This is a genomic window from Microcoleus sp. AT3-D2 (assembly GCF_036705715.1).
In the GTDB taxonomy this organism is placed as follows: Bacteria; Cyanobacteriota; Cyanobacteriia; order Cyanobacteriales; family Microcoleaceae; genus Microcoleus.
In genome coordinates this window covers 1-17,914 of sequence record NZ_JAUBVE010000016.1, presented here as the reverse complement: position 1 = coordinate 17,914, position 17,914 = coordinate 1, and the positions used below count along the sequence as shown (strand labels likewise).

The window sequence follows — 17,914 nt, the reverse complement described above, 5'->3', positions numbered from 1 at the left end:
CTTAAGAACAGAAACCTCAAAAGAATTAGGTTTTAGGCAAATTAGCTTCAGCACCCCAGGAATCCCAGTTCGATCGCTGTTGCCTTGCAAATAACTCAATCCTCGACGGTTGCGACAATTGCCCCAATTCCTCACAATTCTCTAGTTTTTCTGCCAGTTGATTTGCGATCGTCCAAAACTCTTCCGGCTTCTGAGAATGTTTGCGTCTTCGCGCTCTAATGATATTCGGGATGTTGGTTAGACCGTGGGTACTAAAACTCCCTGGTTCGCCTTTTGTAGCTACCAGGAAGTGCTCAGTACAATTCCTCCCGTAGTGACCCATTCCGATGTGAGGTCGGCCATCCTTCGTGACCTTCTCCCATGTGAAGGTCGATCGATGAGTAAATCCCCAGTTTTCTAAGCACCGGAACCCTAGCGCTTGATGGTTATTTGTCACCCACAGCAGCAGATAAGAGTTATCGCTGGCGATCGCACTAATTGGCATATTGAGAATTTCCTCCTCGGTCATAGATGGATAACTGCAACGGCCCCGGTGAGTTTTGTCTGTTTCCCGAAGTGAATAGACCCAAGGAGGATCTATTACGATAAGCCGATAATCCTTGCAGGGAATCGGGGGCAGATTCGGTAGCAGATGGAGTGCGATCGATAGTTTCAGTTGTCCTACCGCATCATCAGCTTTGTAAGTAGTCTTCATGCTAATTTCTCCTTTTTTCTGCTAATCGTTGTTCGGTTTCCTGTTTATTGATGACTAAGCCCTGGAAGAGTATGTTTTGTGCTTGCTTAATCTTCAAAGGGTCTAACTGACGAACTTTATAAAGCAAATAGTTCAGGATATTGATTGAGCTTTGTCCATCTAATTTGGTCACATTTTGAACGAGTTGAGCAGCAATTGAGAAATATCCAAGTTCATAATCTGTGGCTCCCGCGAGAACTTTAATCGCAAATTGTTCCAAACTCCAGTTATTCGATCGAGCCGTCTCAAAGATTTTATCAACCTCTATTTGGATTCTTGCAGCTTCGTCTATTACTTCTTCCGTGTGATGCCCCATGATTTTCACTCCTTTTTTTGGACTTCTGAAGTCTTGATACTTCGTAGTGTACAGCCGTATATTTCGACATAAACGTAAGTCATGATTTGACCTTCAGTAATCGAATCTTCAACTGTTTTTCGATTGAACAAGAAATACATTCCCCACCAAGTTAAAATCATTGGCGGTTCCTGCAAGACTTCGGCTGTCAGATTTTTTTCATCAATGACTTCTAAGATGACAATGTGTTTCATATTGTTAATAGTTTTGAGAAGAAAACAATTAAGATTAACTGTTTTCCTCTCTCCTTAAAAGCGAAGCATTAACTTAAGCTAAAGACGTGATTTTGATACTTAATCATTGCTACTATCTGACAAATCAATTGAGTCATAACCTAACTGTTGAACTAATTTCAGTGCTAACCTACCAGGTTCTGTCTCGTATTTACTATCAGTTGTTCGTGTGGTAATCAACAAGGCATCGGCTGCACGATCGAGACATTTTATAATCTCAATGAAATCGTTTATTTCAAGGTTTACATCGCTGCCTTCTTGGTTGGTTATAAAAGTCCAAATCATGATTTCTCTTCCTGTTAAAGTTTTTGAATTCCCTATGCGAAGCACTATGGGTTAAGACCTAACACCATTTACCAGCAACTATGACAATTTCACCATTTTCTTCAGTTTGAGACTCAATATTGAACCCTTGACTCCTCAATGCTGCTAGAGTAGTTTCCCGTGCGTACCAGGGTAAAAGTTGTTGCATAAATTTCTTTGCAGCATGGATGGAACCATCACGAGTTAAAAACTCATATTCATCTGTCCCTTCTATCAACTTAAAGCCAAAGTCGTAACCACCCTGATAGCTTTGTTTGCGTCGAATAACAAACTCTGCTAGCTTACTGTTGCCGAATGGGTCAGAGATTTGGGTGTTTGTTTCGAGGTAAGCTCCAGCAAGAATTCCATTAAGACCCGATCGAATCATCTCCTCAAGAATTTCCTGTAGAACGATCGGATTCTTGATTTGAGTTTTGATGTGACTAAGATGCGACATTTTGTAAATCTCCTAAAGTTCTGAAAGTGGATTAAAACCGAAGTTTGAACGAGAATAAGTTGGCACGTTTAGCAGCTTGAAACTTATTCCCAAACCAAGTAACATTTCCCTCACTATCCATTTGTACCCAACAATAGAATTGTCGATTAAGCTTGTTGGTTTCTATGAGAATCTTGACAGGTAGATTAGGCGAAAAACGTATCGGTTGCCAAGAATACCCAGCTTCGATTAATGCTTGTTCAATTTCTTCACTTGTCCATTTCTTGTGAGTCATAGAGTTGAAACCTGAGCCTAAATAAGAGTTTCATCAAAGGTATCTTTTTGTTCACCATCAACCTCAATTTCCTTGGCGTTGGAATAAGACATCATCTGTATTCGCAAAGGTACGTTACTACCTCTACCAAGCTGGTTATGCAGCCAACCAACACAGGGCGATCGAATCGACTTATGACAAGTCATCACCGTAATGTTTTTGCATTTAATCTGAGAAACATTGCCTGTTTCATCAGCGATCGTCTCGCGTAATGCTTCATGAGTTTTAACGCAGTAGTTGGGGATATCAGCGACTGTTACTGATTTTTTCCACGGACAATTTTTGCATTGTTTGGTTTGAGTCAGGGTGAGTTTATTCATTAGTATTTGACAGAAATAATGCGGTCGAATTCGTCTCTGACTATTTTGGGACTGTGGTAAAACATCATTCCGCAATGTCGGCAAGTGTAATGTCTCAAGTATCCGAGTTGACCCAGAAATATTAGCTGACCCTTACACATTTGGCATTTCAAATTTGCCATTTTGGTCATCCTCTTTGAGAGTGTTGTTGATAATTAAACCTTGATTAATTAAATCGACTGCCCAGTAGACGATCGCAGTATCTTTTTCCAGAGTTCCCTTAGCTAGATATCGCAGAAATTGCAGTAATTCATCTCCCAGAAAAGTTGTGCTGTGGTGAATCATGCGACAAGCAATTGCCACATAAGGTCTTTTCTCTAACATTGCCTGAACCCAAATTTCAGTTGCAAAGTCGGCAGTTTTGACCTGATTAGTAATTGCTTCAGCAAAAATTTTGTTGACCTCTGCCTGCAATTCTGCCAGTTTTTTATGCTTTTCTTGGAATGTACGATCGGAACTTTGTTCGCTAGCGGTCATTTGATTTGCTCCTGATATTAGTTGAATAATGTAGTGCGAAATTGTGTCCAGTCTCCAGAGTAGGAGGACTGGACAGCATTTCAAGGCTTAATTTTCGCTTGGCAAGTAAAGAACTCTATCTCGTAAGAAAAGCTTGATTTCCGGCAGGGAAAAATCGGTATAAGGTATCTGCTGAATAACGGCAGGTGTAACTCCGAGTTTGGGCGTATCTTCCCAACAAGTCAAAACAGCATCATTAGGCGATTTAGGCTTGATAAATTCATGTTTATCGCCAACATGAAGGAACCAAAGTTGAAACTCACTTAAACTACGAACTTTCCTCAGTCTGTGTTGATAGGAGACAATCGCATCAATCAACCAGTAAGCTTCAGCATTTTCAGCCAAGTATTTGACTCCATCGGTGTACAGAAGTCCAAGGAAATGCTTGTAATATTGCTCACTTCCATTAAAGTGTTGCAAATTCTTCGACAGTGTTTCAGCATCCATCTTTACTTTTGACATGATCTGACTCACAAACTCAAAACATCACTTCCTTACAGCGAAGCATTACACGACTATTTCAATTTTCTGAACCTTTATTTTCAAATGCTTCAGCTAATTTGTCATCAATGGCAAAAGCAATAATTCCGATCGCACCTGCTATAGCTGCTTCGTTTCCTGCTTTAGAAGCTTCGAGAAAAGTTTGAATCTCATCTTTATCTTTGTTGGTAAATAGTTCGGTGGCTATTGCTAAAGCATTTGTGTTGCCAGTGACGGCGCTTGTCCAAATCATTGAGGCAAATGCCCAACTATTCATTACTTCTTTTTGACCTTCATCGGTATCGATCGTTTCCACGCTTGACAAAGGATGAACAAAATGGGGTTCCATATTCTGCCTCAATTTATGTGATCAATTCCTCAACTTTAAACTCTCGCATTAAACTGTCCAAGTAGGACGTTTATCATTCTTGTCCCACTCTTCAAGAATTTTCCGAGTCCGTTCTAATGCTATTTCTTCAGATTGGAATTCTAGACAGAAATCAGGTGAGTAATAGCCTGCGTAATTTTGCAACCACAAAAGACCGTTAGTGCTTCCACATCTGCCATAACTCCACCATCCAATAGCACGTTTATTTCTCAGAATCAATTTTCTGAGAAGATATCCGTCTCTTCTAACATTAGGGTTAGCAAATACTTTGCCTAGTTCAATTGCTTCCATCTGATTCTTTGAAAGTAAATGACTTATTTCATAAACCAAAACCAAAAAGCGAAGCATTTAACCTTTGGGCTACCTTCGCTTTTTGATAAGGATTAATTTTCGTCAACCTCAAGAGGTGAGAGATGAGAGTAGGGAGTTACAGGGCTTTCATTTCGCTCGGCGATGCTAGCAGATTTAGCGCCCGATCGAATCGCCCAAGTTTTTAGTTCGTCAATTTGACCTTGAGCAATCCGCGCTAACGGGACGCAGCCAGTAATTGCTATGGTCAAATCTCGTTCTGTGAATTCGCGTCCGGCACTGAACGCAGTTTGCATCGCATCAAAAATGACTTGCTCAATCTCTGCACCGGAGAGAGACGGTGACTGACTTGCCAACATTCCGCAATCAAAGTCTCCCGACTTCACTCGCTCTGGACGGACACGGGTGAGGTGAACTCGAAAAATTGCCTCCCGCTCTGTGAGGTTCGGCAAATCAACCCAGAAAATTTCATCAATGCGACCTTTGCGAATCAGTTCGGCGGGAAGGACTTCGGCGCGGTTCGCAGTCATCACCACAAACACTGGCGCGGTCTTTTCTTGCATCCATGTCAGGAGCGCGCCGAATACCCGCTGGCTTGTCCCTGAATCTCCATCCATGCCAGACGTGATGTTCGCGAACGCTTTGTCTACTTCGTCTAGGAATAAAATCACCGGTGCGATCGCCTCTGCCAACTTAATGACCTGTCGGATGCGGTTCTCGCTCTCGCCGACCATACTGCCAAAGACCCGACCGACATCGAGGCGCAGCAGGGGCAATTTCCATTCAGCAGCAATGGTTTTAGCCAGCAGGGATTTACCCGTTCCCTGAATGCCGGCCAGCAGTACCCCCTTGGGATTGGGGAGTCCATACTCACGGGCTTCATCGCTAAAAGAGCGCGATCGAACTGTTACCCATTGCTTGAGATTTTCGAGTCCGCCGATCGACTCCAAACTAGATTGAACCGGGATGAATTCGAGGATGCCCGTCTCCCGGATGGTTTGGCGCTTCTCCTCGATGACCGCAGCGAGGGCCCGAATATCAACTTTTCCCAGAACTAAGCACTTGGCAAGGACGCGAGCTATTCGGCACCGACTCAGCCCCTGGCAAGCCTTTATGAGCTGTTGCCGTTGTTCCGCGTTGAGTTTGAAATCAGGGGCAGGCACTAATCGAGTGAGCAACTTCGATATCTCCTCGATGTCTGGTAAGGAGACATCTACGACGGTAATTTCTTCACGCAGTTCTTGGGGAATTCGCAGTTGGTCAGAGATGATGATCAGACAGCGACGGTCACGGGCGATCGCCACTGCCAAATTTTTCAGTTCCCGGACGATGGCTAGTTGGTTACTTGCTATCTGCCCATTCGCACCCGGCGCAATCAGAGTCGCGATGTCCTTCATCACAAAAACCGTAGCTTGTTCCATTGCTGGGGCTTTGCTGATCCGCTCCAAGGCTTGCATTGGATTTCCTTTGGCTGTCCCGTTATCTGTCCAGCCACGAGCAAAATCCCAGAAATAGATTTGCCCTTCCTTAGCTTTTGCTATATCACACAAAATTTCTTCGGCTGTTTCCTCTTCTGGGCTCACTACCCACAGCAAAGGAAATCTGGCCATCAACATTAGCTGAATTTCTTTTTTTTGATCTATCATGTCTTTAATCCAATTATCAATTGCTAATTACTCTCTACCCAGCAATCGAGCTTTTGAGTCACCACTTTTGCTACAAGTTTTGAGCTACCCACTCAACACTTATTAGCTCTCTAGCAATACCCATTCTTCCTTCAAAGCTCAGTAACAGTAACAGCAACTGTTACTGAGCTTTTGTTTCTGTTTGTTTCTGTTTCTGTTTCTGTTACTCATTTAGCCGGCTACTCATTTAGCCACAGCAACTTTTAGCTTTTTATTTCTGGGAACAGGTTCAAAGGGCTTAGCTGGAGGTTCAACAGACTCAGAGTTAACAGGGTCAGAGTCAAAGCCAAAGTCTGAGTCTGAGTCTGAAACTGCTTCAGGGAGTAGTTCTGGGAGTATTTCAGGAAGTAATTCAGCTTGAGATTCACAGGGAGCTTCAGATTGAGCGACTTGAGTTTCAGCGAGACGTGCTTTCAAATCTTCAATTTCTTTAAGAGCATCCGACAAATCAGCATGGAGTGTTTCGTTTTCCACCATAAGCTGAGCATCAGTGACTAGCTCATCATCTGAATCATCTAAAACTCGATCGACTTGTAAAGCGCCACTAACTTTCTGTTGACTTTGCAGGTTAGTGATTGTTGTTGAAGCTTCTCTTAGCTGAGTTCTCACTTGTTCTAGTTGAGCTTCTAGGACTTGTTTCTCACCAACTTGTGCTTGGAGAGTTTGAATTTGAGCATGAAGGCTAGAAACTTCACGTTCCCGTGCTTCGATTTGACCGTTGAGTTTAGAGATTTCAGAGATTCGATCGCGGGCTGCTGTTTCAAATTCAGCAACTTCCAGCAAACGTTGTTCGGAAACTGTAAGTTTTGCTTGTAATTCGCTGCGATCGGCTTGTAGAGAATCCAACCGATGACGAAATTCTTCAGAATCTGCCAATTGTTGCTTGTTCAGATTCATGTACGCTTCCCTCAGTTCGTCGCGTTGGCGTTCGTACTCCCCTTTGTAAAAATTCAACTCGTACTGATTTTGAGGATAATCCTTGAGTTGTTGCCGAAGAATTTCGTTCTCCTGAGCGAGAGATTTCATTCGATCGCCTGAAATAACGGTATCTGCTTTTTGGTAAGCGAGACGGTAAATGGCAAATCCCATTTGCTTCATGACTGCCAGGATTTCTTCAGGCACTTCCGATTCATCAAGCAATCCGTCGTCTACGGCTTCCAGCAATGCACTTGCTAAATCTTTTTCAGATTTTCCTTGCTTGAGCATCGACAGATTATCTTCCCGCCATTCACGGACGAGTTTGCACACTATATCAGTGCTACCCCCGATTCCATAGATTTCTTTGAGGGCGGCGCTGACACTGCGGACTGCGACCCCTACCCGATTTTTTTGAAGGGCAGCACAGGCAAAATCCACCATTTCTCGGCTAATTCCTGTGTATCCGGGGTTTTGCTTCTTGTGATTATCTAAGTCAAACCCCGATAAGTCAAGGCTGGTAAACGTTGTTGCTAGTTTTGCCATTGCTACTCATTGGTAAATAGTGCTAGTAAGCTACTTACCAGTATACGCCATTTACCAATAGTGGTAAATACATTTATTAAAAAGTCATAAGAGAAATAGAAGGATTCAGGAGGCAATCCGCTCGGCAATAACCTGGAGGACAACAGCAAGCTCCTCCTTTGAGATAGTACGAACTTGCTGTACAAGTTCTTCCAATTGGCTGGGTTTCTGCTTCCCAGCAAGGAATAGCTTGAATTCTTCAAGAGTTTCCCCTCTGAAGTTGGCGACACGTTTAAGATTTTCTAGATCGGGAACTCCTTCAAGATTTTCCCAAGCTTTAATAGTGGGATGAGTTACGCCAATCAAGCGACCAAATGCTCGATATGGTCGCTGTGCACGCATTTCATAGATCAGCTCAGCAAATTTTTTCCTGGTGCGCTCATCCATTACATATCGCTGAGATTCCTTCGGACTATGGCTTTCACAGGCTTCAAAATCATTGAGGAAAGGATTTTGATGGTTCTGACAATTGTTCTGGCAGGCACTGGAAAGAGAGGAAGATTTACTTTCCAGGTCTGGATAGTCACCGTCCGAAAAACGAAATTTGATATGAGATGGGGTATCCATTTTGGTAAATAAGGTAGTATTGTGGTAAATACGCATGGTAGGGCCCTTACCAGCATCCTTCGCAGGTAAAAGGCACAGGGCACAGGGAAAGGTAGATAAGCAAACTCAAGCTAGTAATAGCTTAAGCCATAGCAGACATTGAGTTAACCACATTCTGAGCTGTTCGGAACCTTAGTTTGCTTTGAGCTGTTCTGGATTCTCAATCACCACACCCTTAAATGCTTTGCGGTCTTAGCCTGTCCGACATTGAAACAGGTACTACGTCCGCCTTACTTTCTTACTTTAGCGTAACAACTTAGCCGTACATCAGCAAAGCTCCATCATTCTTCTTTGAGCTTGGCAGATTTTGCAATGCACGGGCAACCATTACACGCAGTCAGGAAATTTTAAGCGTGGACGGCTACCAATCTTTTACCCACTATTGCTTTTTTATGATGACAGAATCACTAAGCTCAACAGTGCTAACTGTGTTAGCGGATACAAACAATTTGCCAGAGAAAGTAAAAAAAACTAAGCGAACTTTATTAATTTCTGAAGAAATTGACCACAAAGTTCGTGTTTTTGCAGCGCACAAAAGAATTAGTGTCGGTTCTTTAGTTGAAGCTGCTCTAGTTCTTTACTTTTCTCAGAATCTCTCTCAACAAAATACTGAAATGTAATAGAGCAGAGGTTCTGATGACCATAAACGGATGGTGCCACACCAATTACCACAAAGATGGTAAACGTCGTTTTGCGAAGTTGACTGGCGGTTTGTGCTGTGAATGTATAGCCGATCGACTTGCTCAACCAACTACTGAATCCCTTAATGAATCAGTCGCTGAACCTAAAAACACGCCACAAAAAACTGCACAACAGAAGAAGGACACAGCCGATCGAAGGAAAATTACTTGTCTTCAACAACAAATTGTTGATATGGAGGTAGAACGCAACCATCTAACTGCCGAAATAGACCGTTTGCAATTTAAATTGCAGACTCTTATCAACTCTTTGAATCAATCGAAAGTTGAAAAATCAGGAATAAAATCAGGAGTAGCAAAGACGTGAGTAATAAAATCGTGATTGATCGTGAATTAGCAGAAAAACATCTCAATTACCTGGGATATCAGCCAGGGGAAGCATTTTTGAGATTTTTCTTTTATTCCACAGACGATCGTAAGAAAAAAGATAAAGGGCGCAAACTCTCTGGCTTAGACTGGCAACAAATTGAACAATACCAAACAGATGATCGCGGTGTCTATGTAGTCGTCAACGGCGCTGGTGGCACTGGTCACACCGATGCTGATATCACCCGTTGTTGCGGTATTTTCTGCGAATGGGACGATATACCGCTGGCTGAACAATTTGAAAAATGGAGTGCTGTAAACTTTGTAGAGCCGACGTTCACCATATTTAGCGGTGATAAGTCGATGCAGCCGTATTGGCTGTTTGAGGAGCCTATTACACCGGAACAGTGGCGCGAACTGCAAGTGCTTCTCATCGAGATCATGGAAGCTGATGAAAGTAATAAAAATCCCAGTAGGGTGTTTCGCCTAGCAGGGGGTTGGCACGTCAAACCCGAGCGCCAACCAGTCAAGTCAGAAATTGTCAGTGAATCAGGTATTCGATACAATTACAATGATTTGCGGGAACGTCTCATTAGATTATTCCGGGAACTTGAGCAAAGAAGAAAGGAGGAGCGAAATCAGCAAAACTTACTCGACTTATTAGTCAATTCTTCTAGACCGATAAGTATTGAAAATACCGCTAACGGTACAGGAAGTCCGAGTACGTCAACAGCAACACTTATAAAGCCGACAGAAACTCTCCCCGCGCCAGGAACCAAAAAGATAAAATTTAAGGATCTTAAGGTTCCGGTGCCGATCGCCATACCCTTGGATTCCGCTTTGGGCAAGGCTAAGGTTTATTTGAATGGCGTCGAAACTCGAAGAAATACATCAATGGCAATGCTCGCCAGAGATTTACTTGGAGTTCAGACAGAGTTCCAGCGACTTGGACAACTTACAGATGATGATGCTTATACATTGTTTCTGGATGCTTGTCGCCGTTGTTCACCCGGTGGTGGATGGGATGAGGATGAATGGCAGCAGGTGTGGGATTCGGCTCTTAAATCCAACCCCATATCTTCTATCAAACACTATATTCCTGATGGAGTAGAAAGCTGCATCAAAGGCGTATACTGGCGCTTTCTCAAAGCTCAGCAACCCTTTGATTTAGGTTTCTCACCGGAATCTGATTCTACTTCTCTTCCTAATTCTGTTCCTGATTCTGTTGCTGATTCTGTTCCTGCTTCTGTTGCTGAGTTAGAAAATCAAAAGTCATCGGGTTTCAATATTTTCAATTCTGATGACAAGATGATTCAGGATTACAAAAAGTTGAATAGACATTTTGGGAAGCGGATCAGGCTAAACACACTCAGCAAACGAATCGAAATAGATGGGAAACCAGTATCTCTCGATCGAGTCCGTCTTCAACTCGCAATCAGACACGGAGTATTGGCTCGATCGAGTAGAGAAGATGTCCAAGACATTCTCACAGAAATAGCCGTGGAAAATCAATATTCACCTATTCAAGAGTATCTAAATTCTCTGCCAGTGGCTTCAGATACTTCGATTTTAGATAGTCTGGCTGCAAAATACTTTGGTGTTAACGATCCAATTTATGAAATGTTCGTCCGCAAAACATTAATTGGCGCTGTCAAGCGGACTTTTGAGCCAGGCTGCAAAATAGACACAGTTCTGATTTTGCAAGGGAAGCAGGGCTATAGAAAGTCCACTTTTTTTAAGATACTTGCGGGAGACAAATACTTTGACGATTCTCTGGGGACTGTCTCTGATAAAGATGAAAGACTCAAATTGCACCAAGCTTGGTTTGTTGAATGGGCAGAACTAGAAAGTATTTTCAGACGGCGCGATGTCAGCGCAACCAAAGCTTTTTTATCCACCGGGACAGACAAAATTCGACCGCCATATTGCCGAGATATTGAAGACTTCAACCGACCCAGCATCATTGTCGCAACCACCAACAAGCAAGAATTTCTCGCTGATGAAACAGGCAACCGGCGATTCTGGGTAATCCCAGTCCAACACCGGATCGATACCAAACGGTTAAAGAGAGAACGAGATGATATTTGGGCTGCTGCGATGCTGGCTTACCAATCTGGTGAAGAACCTTGCCTCGATTATGAAGATGAAGAGACTGCCGAGCACGTTGCTCAAGAGTTTCAGTCATCAGATCCCTGGGAAGATGTCATCGAAAATTTTATCGAGCACCGGGGATATGTTCAGCTTAGCGATCTGCTCACTCATCTCCAAGTTGACCTGAGCAGACAAGAGCGATCGCACCAAATGCGCTGTACCGCTATCCTCAAGAAATTTGGCTGGGAGCGAGAGTTCCGATCGATATCCAATAAACGAGTTCGAGTTTGGTGCAAAACTGAACCCATTCCCGAACCCGTTCCTGAACCCGTTCCCGAACCCGTTCCCGAACCCGTCGCTGTTGGTGAAAATGAGGTTGATTCAATCCCTGTTGAGGCTGCTGATCAACCTCAAGTTTTGAAAATCGACCAAAAAAACGAGGTCGATCGTAAGGTTGATCACCCTGCTACAGAAGCATTTGATCAACCTGATCAACCTGATCATCCTGTTTCTCAAACTTTACTAATTTCTGAGCAGACTGTTTATCCAACCTCCGAGCTAACCTCCGAGCTAACCTCTGAACCAACTTCCAACTCGAGCGGTAATTCGATTTCCGATCCGAGCGCTGAGTTGAAAAATGAGGCGACGGCAGCAGAAGATTTGCAAAGTTTGGGTGAAAAGGTTGATCAGGTTGATCGGGTCGATCAAAACCTTACAGAGCAAGGCTTTGATTCCGATCGACCTACCGAAAATGAGGTTGATCTTTCAAAAAATGAGGTTGATCAGCAAACTCAGCAACAAAGAGAAGAAGCTGGCCTACTCGAATATATTCGGACAGTGCTCGAAGCCGGCGACCCGGAATTAGCCAGAAATATCCAGGGCATTCTGAAGGAAGTTTGCGGAAGTGGCGCTGCCGATCGCCAAAAGGTCTGGGCAAGCCTGACCGAAGCTGAAAAAGCCACCTTCACTGCCTTACTCGCAGCCCCTGAACCCGAAACCCCCGAAACCCCCGAAACTCCCGAAACCCCTGAAACCATAGACAAATCAACCACACCAACATCTGAACCTGTAGAGGAATCTGTAGAGGAACCCGCAGAGGAATCCATACTGGTCACGCCAGCCGAAACTATAAGTGAAGCGACATCAACACCAAATTCTGCGCCCACACCAACCACACCTGAACCCGTAGCCAACCAATTAATTAGTGAAGAAGATGCAGAGAAACTGCGAGATATAGCTCTGATTTGGTGGAATGAATACCATCCCGAACGGATGCAAGCTCTGCTAACACAAATGTACGGTTGGCAGACACCAGGGACTAAGTACGACGTGGCTGTGATAGTTCAGTGGCTGGAGGGGGAAAGTGCGGAGACTCGTGATCGAATCAATCAACTGATAACCCTCAAAAATAACAATTCTTCAACCGATTCTCTATTCACGGATTCTCTAACAGACAAGGAAAAAACCCAGGAAGCAGACGATTAAAACAGTAGAGATTATGACCACTGAAAGAACAGGAAATGATGAAGATCAATCGAATAAGCTTTCAACTGAACTTACGGTTGAACAGCAATTTAAACTCAAAGTTTATTCGGATGAGACTCAATCACTTTCGGCTGAAGAAGCGCAGATATTGCTCATTGAAATGGTTCGGAGAAACATGATTAAGGATAATGTTATTAAACATTTAATTAATCATCATGGTGGCGAAGTTCACCATTTCTAAATAGGTTGTTAAGGGCTTTAAGAGAGGTTTTGACACGCCTATGGCGACCATATTCGGTCATAGTACAAGGAGCGTAATCAGGTACAGACAACAAAATAAAATTTTGGAAGGCATTCACTGGGAACCCTATCCTGGTGGAAAAGTTCTCTATAACTCTGTATTGCAAAGGTGAGGTGACTTAAATAAGAGTAGGGATTGCAGAAATTCTTGCCGTCGATCGTACTTCTTTCGACGACCTCTTTCGACACTGTAAAAAATTTAGTCGGTAAAAAATTGGGTCATTTTTCGGTTCAGTTTGCCAATTTTTAGGTATGCGATCGAGAAGTAGTTGTTGCAACCGAGGAATTAGCGGCACAATTCGATCTCTGTTTCTTTTGCAAGCTTTATTGGCAGCTTTCGGATTGCGTTTTTCTCCATACCCACTTACAGAAGAGTTAAAAGTTTCACCAACCCACAGGTGATAGAAAAGCGAGGCGCATAGCGCATCGCCCGTGCTATGCACTCCCTGGAACAGTGCCGCCATCTCAGGGCTGCGGCTTCCCCTGCTTAAGTTTTTGGGTGTCTCGGCTGACCCCCTAAACTTCTATACTACTCTCTCAGAAACACAAAAACACGTTTTGTTTCTGAAAAGCACAGAAACACGTTTTTGTAACCCAAGATATTTAGCGAAACTAGAACGCTCGATTTTACGGCGTTTGTACTTGACAAAGTGGTCAAAGAGGTCAGAAACAGAAATGGATTCTTGTTTCTGGGGCTTGTACTTGGCAAGGGAGGGGTCAAAGTTGCCACCTCAAAGTAGTTTCACTTTACTTGTAATACTTACTGTATATAGATTTTTAGCATTTTCAATAACTGATCTATCAATTTAATCCTTTTTTTAAGAATTCTCAGAATTTTCAGATTCTTCAGATTGGACAGCTTCCCGTTGCTCAAGCCATTCGAGCACAGCCATCCTGACGATCGATGCCAGTGACTGGCTCGGCTCAATCGCCTGAGCTTTTAATCGCTCCCGCAACTGCCCCACGTCGAATGTAACACTTATCCGATCGCGACTATCCCTACTTTTTGCCATGAAATCTCATAAAATCCCATAAAATCCTTTGACTACTCAAATCAGGATAATGGAAAACTTAGAAACTTTATAAGTTTTTCTTGACGTTACACTAATTTAGTGTTACATTTGCAAAAACGCCTGGTAAACGTGCGTCAACACGTTCACCAGACTTTCCACCAATGCCGGCACACGGCACTAGGAGACAGCATTATGTTACTACAGCAACAGCATCTAGTTGTGGTTGAACGTTCGTTCAACCCCAACTGCATTGTCAGAGGTTTCGGCAAAACGGCTCAAGAAGCAGCTCGCAAAGTTTTGGAACAAGCACGGGAATATGGCTACTGGGACGCAACGAAAACTTACCCCAAAGCTAAAAGCCCGGAACCAGCAGTCCCAAAAGGAAGCGGACGGGACGATGGCGCGTTCGCGCCCCGCAAGCTACGATAATTTTTTTTAAATGCCTGTGAGCTACTTGAAAGACAGCGCCAGCTATCCCTAAATTAGCTCATACAAAGAGATGAAACGCCGAAAGACAATAACAGCGCAAGTTACAGAAGAATCGGGTAGGCGCAATTTCTGGACGCGATCGGAGTTAAGGGCAGAACTGGGCAAGATTTCCAACAAAACGAATAAGCCAATGGCAGAAGCAACTTTTAAACGAAGATTGGCGCTGCTTGAGGAAGAATGCCCAGAAATTGACCGATCGCTCTATAGTCGCAAATTCTCGGATTTTTCAAAATGGTGTCTGGTTCAGCTAGAGGAAATCTTTTTGAGCTGCGATCGAGATATCGACAAAACCCGCAATTACTTACAAAACATAGGAATCAACACAGATGAGTATTTCAAGAATCGAACTCAAAGCTCAACTTGGCCTGGGCAAAGTTAGCGACATCACCAATGTCCGTAAAGCCCTGGGTCAGAAAGATTGGCAGAACTCTCAGGTTTTAGAGGCTGATGCTCTCGAAGTGACTGAATATTACCGACTTGTTCGCGAAGAAATGATTATCCCGTCGGAAGCATTGCTACAAATTGCCAGCAACCGAACTGGCAGCAGTGAATATCAGAATGATCAAATTGATGAAAGTGTGATCGACCATAGCGAACACCGCGACGGTCAAGAAGAAACCAATGGAATGGTACTTGCTATCCGATCGGTCACTCAAGAAGCCAGCTTAGCAATGACTGATGTTGCTGAGGCAGCATCCGAACAAATAGTTGATACTTTTTGCATTGCCCTGGGCGCAAATGTAATGGGCAAACTTCAAGACAGAGCAACTAAAGTTCGAGCAAATTTTGGTTCAATCACTGACTCTATTCGAGCGACTCCTTTAGATCTCCGTGGTGGAAGTTTACCGGGAAAAAAACAGCAACCGAAACAGATAACTGGACTTTGGGGCTAATCGAATCTTGTAGAGAACTAGCTGAAGCTTATAGCGAATCGCTATGCGATGGCTACGCCTCACGGCTAGTTCTACAGGAAAAACTTAAGCAAGCTCACAAAGAAAAACTCTTCACTGCCTTAGTTATTTACGCAAGCTTCCGTTCTTCTTACCCTACTCGTTCCGATTCTTGTACAGATATTTGTACTAATTCTGCTTCATCAACTACTTCAAGTTCAGAAAAGGAGAAAAGAGCAATGTTCAAATGGTTGCTATCAATTTTTACCGCTCCAGTTAACCCGTACCCAATTAGCTCAGCTTCAGTTTTCATGACAGGAGTTTGCTAAATGCTAATTTCCATTACTTCTGACCAAGTTTACAATTGGCATCCAGACCAAAAAGTTTACGTCTACAGTGCTGATAAAAAATGTTTGGAACTGTGCCGAGTAATTGACTTAGATTTGTCTCCATTAGGCGATCGAACTCGACTTCTGGAACCAGTAGACGACAACCTGCAACTCTGCAAACCAAAAGAACGAGAAATACCTCCTAACTGCGTCGGAGGTAGGCATTGCCCTTATCCTGGAGTTTGTTACCGTTTCGAGACTGAACAACAAGATTATGAATGCACTTTCCCCACTGTTGAAGATCAGTTGGCACTTGATGATTGTTGGAAATAATAGCAGGATGACAAAGGGTGGAAATAACGCCGGAGATACAAGCCATTCTCGATTTCTTGAAACAGTTTGGGAAAGGTAGTACAGCCGAAATTGCTTTCTGTACTCTAATCGAAGAATGGCGCGTAGAAATTGATGTTCAAGACATGGCTGATGAAGGTTGGGTCAGACTCTCATCTGATAGCGAAAGTAATACGATCGCAACATTGGTAAACCACAGCAAAGATTATTAGGAGGTAAGGATGGTAACAAGAATCACAAGCATGAGCTATGACGAGCTTCAGGCTGAGCGCCATGCTAATCAACTGCTGAAAGATAATCTGAGAGCGCAACTCGAAAAAGTCACAGATACAAAGCAATCTTTGAAGTTAACTCAAGAACTTTTACAGCTCTCGAAACGAAATGAAAAACTGGCAGAACGACAAGTAGTTTTGATGCGTAAAGTCAAAAAACCGATCGATATGTCGCTTGATGAAATCGAAGCGAAAATTGAAAAGAATAAAACTACGATCGCCAAGTTTGAAGGAGAATTAACATCTAGTGATTTTGAAACGCGGTTTCAGGCTAGTCAAACACTACGCACTGTTTATGCACGACAAAAAGCCCTGAATCGTCAACGCATTTCACTTTTAGAACATTCGATCGCAGAATTAAGGAAAGAAATGAATGCTACGATTGCCACGACGGTTACGCAAAAACGCTAAATCAACCTTAATTCTGAAACACCAACGGCAACCTAAACAACCTAAACCTCAAAGGAAAAGTGATTATGTCCCAGGGTTTAATTACATTTTCCAAGACGGCTTTCTTTCCAAAGTTGGGTTGAGTGAGACACCAAACTCACGGCACTATTTTCTGTCACGAGAGTACCGATCGAATTTACAAATCAGGTTAATCGTGTTCACGATGAACATGAGACTGACAGAAAAAACGATGCACAAAATGTTTAAGCGCTGGAATGTTCACCGCGCTCCTGGCTTAGATGGTAGGACAGAGTGGTTTGAAGCTCCTCCTTACAGAGTTTTACTGATGCAAGTCACGCTATTTCTCCTCTGTTGGCTGGTCAACTTTGCTTACTTAGCTCTGACTATTTTAATTTTGATGCTCTTTTTCACTCTGGTTTTTAGATAATATGCTCAACAAATTCCTGCAACTATTCCCAAATCTGTTGGCTTCTCAGGAAAAAGTTACTCAAGTTTCCCGAAAACTCAGTAATAAAATCTTTCAAAATTGTAATCAGGAGGCTCGACATTTACTACCAGGTTGCTATTTCTATGTAGGGTTGCAAATTCAAATCAAGTTTTTCTCTACATATTCTGAATTTCTGAAAGAAGATATCGAATATTGGGATTGGATAATCTATGACGGTTTTGGGCAAGTAATTCTAAAGACTGGGGTGGGAGATACCAGAGATGAGGCTGTTGCTCTAGCTCAAGTTTGGACAGTCGAATTTCTTCAAGGCAAAGTACCTTTTTCAATCGTTCCAGGTGATCAAAATGCTTAAGCAAGTTTTGAATTTTGTTCCAATCAATATTCTTCAAAAGATTGGTACTTCGATCGTAGAAATCTTACACGAAAAAGATGAGTTACGGAATTGGCAGCCGGATCAATCCGCTGTATCCGAAACTTACTGTTATCTGGACTTAGAAATTAAAATCGTTGCCTGTGTAAAGTTAAATTACTGGTACTGGTATTGGTTTGTTTGCGATGGTAGAGGTACTGAAATCCTTGGAAATGGAACAGCTA

Annotated in this window: 29 protein-coding genes; 13 read left to right on the top strand and 16 right to left on the bottom strand. The window is 43.0% G+C overall.

Annotated elements, in window-relative coordinates; all coding sequences use genetic code 11:
- Window positions 1–25: 25 nt before the first annotated feature.
- The 14 genes from QUB44_RS09600 to QUB44_RS09535 form a co-directional block, all read right to left on the bottom strand.
- The gene (locus QUB44_RS09600) at window positions 26–694 is read right to left on the bottom strand and encodes an MT-A70 family methyltransferase (RefSeq protein ID WP_333173953.1); all 669 of its coding nucleotides are present in this window, start codon (window positions 692–694) and stop codon (window positions 26–28) included.
- Window position 695: 1 nt separating this feature from the next.
- Window positions 696–1,058: a hypothetical protein gene (locus tag QUB44_RS09595; RefSeq protein WP_333173955.1), complete on the bottom strand. Its 363-nt coding sequence runs from the start codon at window positions 1,056–1,058 to the stop codon at window positions 696–698.
- The gene (locus QUB44_RS09590; RefSeq protein ID WP_333366068.1) at window positions 1,055–1,282 is read right to left on the bottom strand and encodes a hypothetical protein; all 228 of its coding nucleotides are present in this window, start codon (window positions 1,280–1,282) and stop codon (window positions 1,055–1,057) included. The genes QUB44_RS09595 and QUB44_RS09590 overlap by 4 nt, the downstream gene beginning before the upstream one ends.
- A gap of 99 nt (window positions 1,283–1,381) precedes the next feature.
- The gene (locus QUB44_RS09585; RefSeq protein ID WP_333366065.1) at window positions 1,382–1,606 is read right to left on the bottom strand and encodes a hypothetical protein; all 225 of its coding nucleotides are present in this window, start codon (window positions 1,604–1,606) and stop codon (window positions 1,382–1,384) included.
- 58 nt (window positions 1,607–1,664) lie between these two features.
- Window positions 1,665–2,081, bottom strand: coding sequence for a DUF1257 domain-containing protein (locus QUB44_RS09580; protein ID WP_333366061.1), 417 nt, complete (start codon window positions 2,079–2,081; stop codon window positions 1,665–1,667).
- A gap of 31 nt (window positions 2,082–2,112) precedes the next feature.
- Entirely contained in the window at window positions 2,113–2,355 is a 243-nt protein-coding gene (locus QUB44_RS09575) for a hypothetical protein (protein ID WP_333366058.1), read from the bottom strand.
- Window positions 2,356–2,372: 17 nt separating this feature from the next.
- Window positions 2,373–2,714: a DUF6283 family protein gene (locus QUB44_RS09570; protein ID WP_333366055.1), complete on the bottom strand. Its 342-nt coding sequence runs from the start codon at window positions 2,712–2,714 to the stop codon at window positions 2,373–2,375.
- Between the two features lie 132 nt (window positions 2,715–2,846).
- Window positions 2,847–3,230, bottom strand: a complete 384-nt coding sequence (locus tag QUB44_RS09565; protein ID WP_333366052.1) for a hypothetical protein — start codon at window positions 3,228–3,230, stop codon at window positions 2,847–2,849.
- Window positions 3,231–3,317: 87 nt separating this feature from the next.
- Window positions 3,318–3,716, bottom strand: a complete 399-nt coding sequence (locus QUB44_RS09560) for a DUF6876 family protein (protein WP_333366049.1) — start codon at window positions 3,714–3,716, stop codon at window positions 3,318–3,320.
- Between the two features lie 73 nt (window positions 3,717–3,789).
- The gene (locus tag QUB44_RS09555) at window positions 3,790–4,098 is read right to left on the bottom strand and encodes a hypothetical protein (protein ID WP_333366046.1); all 309 of its coding nucleotides are present in this window, start codon (window positions 4,096–4,098) and stop codon (window positions 3,790–3,792) included.
- A 48-nt stretch (window positions 4,099–4,146) separates the two neighbouring features.
- Entirely contained in the window at window positions 4,147–4,428 is a 282-nt protein-coding gene (locus QUB44_RS09550; RefSeq protein WP_333366043.1) for a hypothetical protein, read from the bottom strand.
- Window positions 4,429–4,520: 92 nt separating this feature from the next.
- On the bottom strand, window positions 4,521–6,092 hold the full coding sequence (locus tag QUB44_RS09545; protein WP_333366040.1) for an AAA family ATPase: 1,572 nt from the start codon (window positions 6,090–6,092) through the stop codon (window positions 4,521–4,523).
- 222 nt (window positions 6,093–6,314) lie between these two features.
- Window positions 6,315–7,592 (bottom strand): hypothetical protein, encoded by a 1,278-nt coding sequence (locus QUB44_RS09540; protein WP_333366037.1) that lies wholly within the window; start codon window positions 7,590–7,592, stop codon window positions 6,315–6,317.
- Window positions 7,593–7,697: 105 nt separating this feature from the next.
- Window positions 7,698–8,234, bottom strand: coding sequence for a helix-turn-helix transcriptional regulator (locus QUB44_RS09535; protein ID WP_333366034.1), 537 nt, complete (start codon window positions 8,232–8,234; stop codon window positions 7,698–7,700).
- 356 nt (window positions 8,235–8,590) lie between these two features.
- On the opposite strand from QUB44_RS09535, the gene QUB44_RS09530 reads away from it, so the two are divergent.
- Genes QUB44_RS09530 through QUB44_RS09515 form a run of 4 tightly spaced genes read left to right on the top strand, consistent with a single transcriptional unit; the run spans window position 8,591 to window position 13,058 of the window.
- The gene (locus QUB44_RS09530) at window positions 8,591–8,857 is read left to right on the top strand and encodes a hypothetical protein (RefSeq protein WP_333366031.1); all 267 of its coding nucleotides are present in this window, start codon (window positions 8,591–8,593) and stop codon (window positions 8,855–8,857) included.
- Between the two features lie 16 nt (window positions 8,858–8,873).
- Window positions 8,874–9,242: a hypothetical protein gene (locus QUB44_RS09525; RefSeq protein WP_333366028.1), complete on the top strand. Its 369-nt coding sequence runs from the start codon at window positions 8,874–8,876 to the stop codon at window positions 9,240–9,242.
- A complete protein-coding gene (locus tag QUB44_RS09520) occupies window positions 9,239–12,817 on the top strand; it encodes a virulence-associated E family protein (RefSeq protein WP_333366025.1) in 3,579 nt (1,192 codons plus the stop codon). Before QUB44_RS09525 ends, QUB44_RS09520 begins: the two co-directional genes overlap by 4 nt.
- Window positions 12,818–12,830: 13 nt before the next feature.
- Window positions 12,831–13,058 (top strand): NblA/ycf18 family protein, encoded by a 228-nt coding sequence (locus tag QUB44_RS09515; RefSeq protein WP_333173989.1) that lies wholly within the window; start codon window positions 12,831–12,833, stop codon window positions 13,056–13,058.
- A gap of 877 nt (window positions 13,059–13,935) precedes the next feature.
- Here QUB44_RS09515 and QUB44_RS09510 read toward each other — a convergent pair.
- Entirely contained in the window at window positions 13,936–14,130 is a 195-nt protein-coding gene (locus QUB44_RS09510) for a hypothetical protein (RefSeq protein ID WP_333173991.1), read from the bottom strand.
- A 192-nt stretch (window positions 14,131–14,322) separates the two neighbouring features.
- On the opposite strand from QUB44_RS09510, the gene QUB44_RS09505 reads away from it, so the two are divergent.
- The 3 genes from QUB44_RS09505 (at window position 14,323) to QUB44_RS09495 (ending at window position 15,512) form a co-directional block, all read left to right on the top strand.
- A complete protein-coding gene (locus QUB44_RS09505) occupies window positions 14,323–14,559 on the top strand; it encodes a hypothetical protein (protein ID WP_333292204.1) in 237 nt (78 codons plus the stop codon).
- A 70-nt stretch (window positions 14,560–14,629) separates the two neighbouring features.
- Window positions 14,630–14,998 (top strand): hypothetical protein, encoded by a 369-nt coding sequence (locus tag QUB44_RS09500; protein WP_333173995.1) that lies wholly within the window; start codon window positions 14,630–14,632, stop codon window positions 14,996–14,998.
- On the top strand, window positions 14,946–15,512 hold the full coding sequence (locus tag QUB44_RS09495) for a hypothetical protein (RefSeq protein ID WP_333366020.1): 567 nt from the start codon (window positions 14,946–14,948) through the stop codon (window positions 15,510–15,512). Before QUB44_RS09500 ends, QUB44_RS09495 begins: the two co-directional genes overlap by 53 nt.
- 148 nt (window positions 15,513–15,660) lie before the next feature.
- On the opposite strand, the gene QUB44_RS09490 is transcribed toward QUB44_RS09495, so the two are convergent.
- A complete protein-coding gene (locus tag QUB44_RS09490; RefSeq protein WP_333366017.1) occupies window positions 15,661–15,822 on the bottom strand; it encodes a hypothetical protein in 162 nt (53 codons plus the stop codon).
- Between the two features lie 16 nt (window positions 15,823–15,838).
- Between QUB44_RS09490 and QUB44_RS09485 the strand changes: the two genes are divergently transcribed.
- The 6 genes from QUB44_RS09485 to QUB44_RS09460 form a co-directional block, all read left to right on the top strand.
- On the top strand, window positions 15,839–16,171 hold the full coding sequence (locus QUB44_RS09485) for a hypothetical protein (protein WP_333366014.1): 333 nt from the start codon (window positions 15,839–15,841) through the stop codon (window positions 16,169–16,171).
- Window positions 16,172–16,188: 17 nt separating this feature from the next.
- On the top strand, window positions 16,189–16,401 hold the full coding sequence (locus QUB44_RS09480; protein WP_333366011.1) for a hypothetical protein: 213 nt from the start codon (window positions 16,189–16,191) through the stop codon (window positions 16,399–16,401).
- A gap of 9 nt (window positions 16,402–16,410) precedes the next feature.
- A complete protein-coding gene (locus QUB44_RS09475) occupies window positions 16,411–16,872 on the top strand; it encodes a hypothetical protein (RefSeq protein WP_333366009.1) in 462 nt (153 codons plus the stop codon).
- A 208-nt stretch (window positions 16,873–17,080) separates the two neighbouring features.
- Window positions 17,081–17,299 (top strand): hypothetical protein, encoded by a 219-nt coding sequence (locus QUB44_RS09470; RefSeq protein ID WP_333366006.1) that lies wholly within the window; start codon window positions 17,081–17,083, stop codon window positions 17,297–17,299.
- Window positions 17,300–17,336: 37 nt separating this feature from the next.
- Complete coding sequence (locus QUB44_RS09465; RefSeq protein WP_333366003.1) at window positions 17,337–17,672, top strand: hypothetical protein; 336 nt, start codon at window positions 17,337–17,339, stop codon at window positions 17,670–17,672.
- Window positions 17,665–17,914, top strand: a 250-nt coding sequence (locus QUB44_RS09460; protein ID WP_333366000.1) for a hypothetical protein, incomplete at its 3' end; no start/stop codon positions are given. The genes QUB44_RS09465 and QUB44_RS09460, both read left to right, overlap by 8 nt.

Excerpts from the sequence above, each read along its gene's own strand:
- QUB44_RS09600 (WP_333173953.1), bottom strand. The coding sequence starts at position 694 with ATGAAGACTACTTACAAAGCTGATGATGCGGTAGGACAACTGAAACTA.
- QUB44_RS09590 (WP_333366068.1), bottom strand. The coding sequence starts at position 1,282 with ATGAAACACATTGTCATCTTAGAAGTCATTGATGAAAAAAATCTGACA.
- QUB44_RS09585 (WP_333366065.1), bottom strand. The coding sequence starts at position 1,606 with ATGATTTGGACTTTTATAACCAACCAAGAAGGCAGCGATGTAAACCTT.
- QUB44_RS09580 (WP_333366061.1), bottom strand. The coding sequence starts at position 2,081 with ATGTCGCATCTTAGTCACATCAAAACTCAAATCAAGAATCCGATCGTT.
- QUB44_RS09575 (WP_333366058.1), bottom strand. The coding sequence starts at position 2,355 with ATGACTCACAAGAAATGGACAAGTGAAGAAATTGAACAAGCATTAATC.
- QUB44_RS09570 (WP_333366055.1), bottom strand. The coding sequence starts at position 2,714 with ATGAATAAACTCACCCTGACTCAAACCAAACAATGCAAAAATTGTCCG.
- QUB44_RS09565 (WP_333366052.1), bottom strand. The coding sequence starts at position 3,230 with ATGACCGCTAGCGAACAAAGTTCCGATCGTACATTCCAAGAAAAGCAT.
- QUB44_RS09560 (WP_333366049.1), bottom strand. The coding sequence starts at position 3,716 with ATGGATGCTGAAACACTGTCGAAGAATTTGCAACACTTTAATGGAAGT.
- QUB44_RS09555 (WP_333366046.1), bottom strand. The coding sequence starts at position 4,098 with ATGGAACCCCATTTTGTTCATCCTTTGTCAAGCGTGGAAACGATCGAT.
- QUB44_RS09550 (WP_333366043.1), bottom strand. The coding sequence starts at position 4,428 with ATGGAAGCAATTGAACTAGGCAAAGTATTTGCTAACCCTAATGTTAGA.
- QUB44_RS09545 (WP_333366040.1), bottom strand. The coding sequence starts at position 6,092 with ATGATAGATCAAAAAAAAGAAATTCAGCTAATGTTGATGGCCAGATTT.
- QUB44_RS09540 (WP_333366037.1), bottom strand. The coding sequence starts at position 7,592 with ATGGCAAAACTAGCAACAACGTTTACCAGCCTTGACTTATCGGGGTTT.
- QUB44_RS09535 (WP_333366034.1), bottom strand. The coding sequence starts at position 8,234 with ATGCGTATTTACCACAATACTACCTTATTTACCAAAATGGATACCCCA.
- QUB44_RS09525 (WP_333366028.1), top strand. The coding sequence starts at position 8,874 with ATGACCATAAACGGATGGTGCCACACCAATTACCACAAAGATGGTAAA.
- QUB44_RS09515 (WP_333173989.1), top strand. The coding sequence starts at position 12,831 with ATGACCACTGAAAGAACAGGAAATGATGAAGATCAATCGAATAAGCTT.
- QUB44_RS09510 (WP_333173991.1), bottom strand. The coding sequence starts at position 14,130 with ATGGCAAAAAGTAGGGATAGTCGCGATCGGATAAGTGTTACATTCGAC.
- QUB44_RS09505 (WP_333292204.1), top strand. The coding sequence starts at position 14,323 with ATGTTACTACAGCAACAGCATCTAGTTGTGGTTGAACGTTCGTTCAAC.
- QUB44_RS09500 (WP_333173995.1), top strand. The coding sequence starts at position 14,630 with ATGAAACGCCGAAAGACAATAACAGCGCAAGTTACAGAAGAATCGGGT.
- QUB44_RS09495 (WP_333366020.1), top strand. The coding sequence starts at position 14,946 with ATGAGTATTTCAAGAATCGAACTCAAAGCTCAACTTGGCCTGGGCAAA.
- QUB44_RS09490 (WP_333366017.1), bottom strand. The coding sequence starts at position 15,822 with ATGAAAACTGAAGCTGAGCTAATTGGGTACGGGTTAACTGGAGCGGTA.
- QUB44_RS09485 (WP_333366014.1), top strand. The coding sequence starts at position 15,839 with ATGCTAATTTCCATTACTTCTGACCAAGTTTACAATTGGCATCCAGAC.
- QUB44_RS09475 (WP_333366009.1), top strand. The coding sequence starts at position 16,411 with ATGGTAACAAGAATCACAAGCATGAGCTATGACGAGCTTCAGGCTGAG.
- QUB44_RS09470 (WP_333366006.1), top strand. The coding sequence starts at position 17,081 with ATGAGACTGACAGAAAAAACGATGCACAAAATGTTTAAGCGCTGGAAT.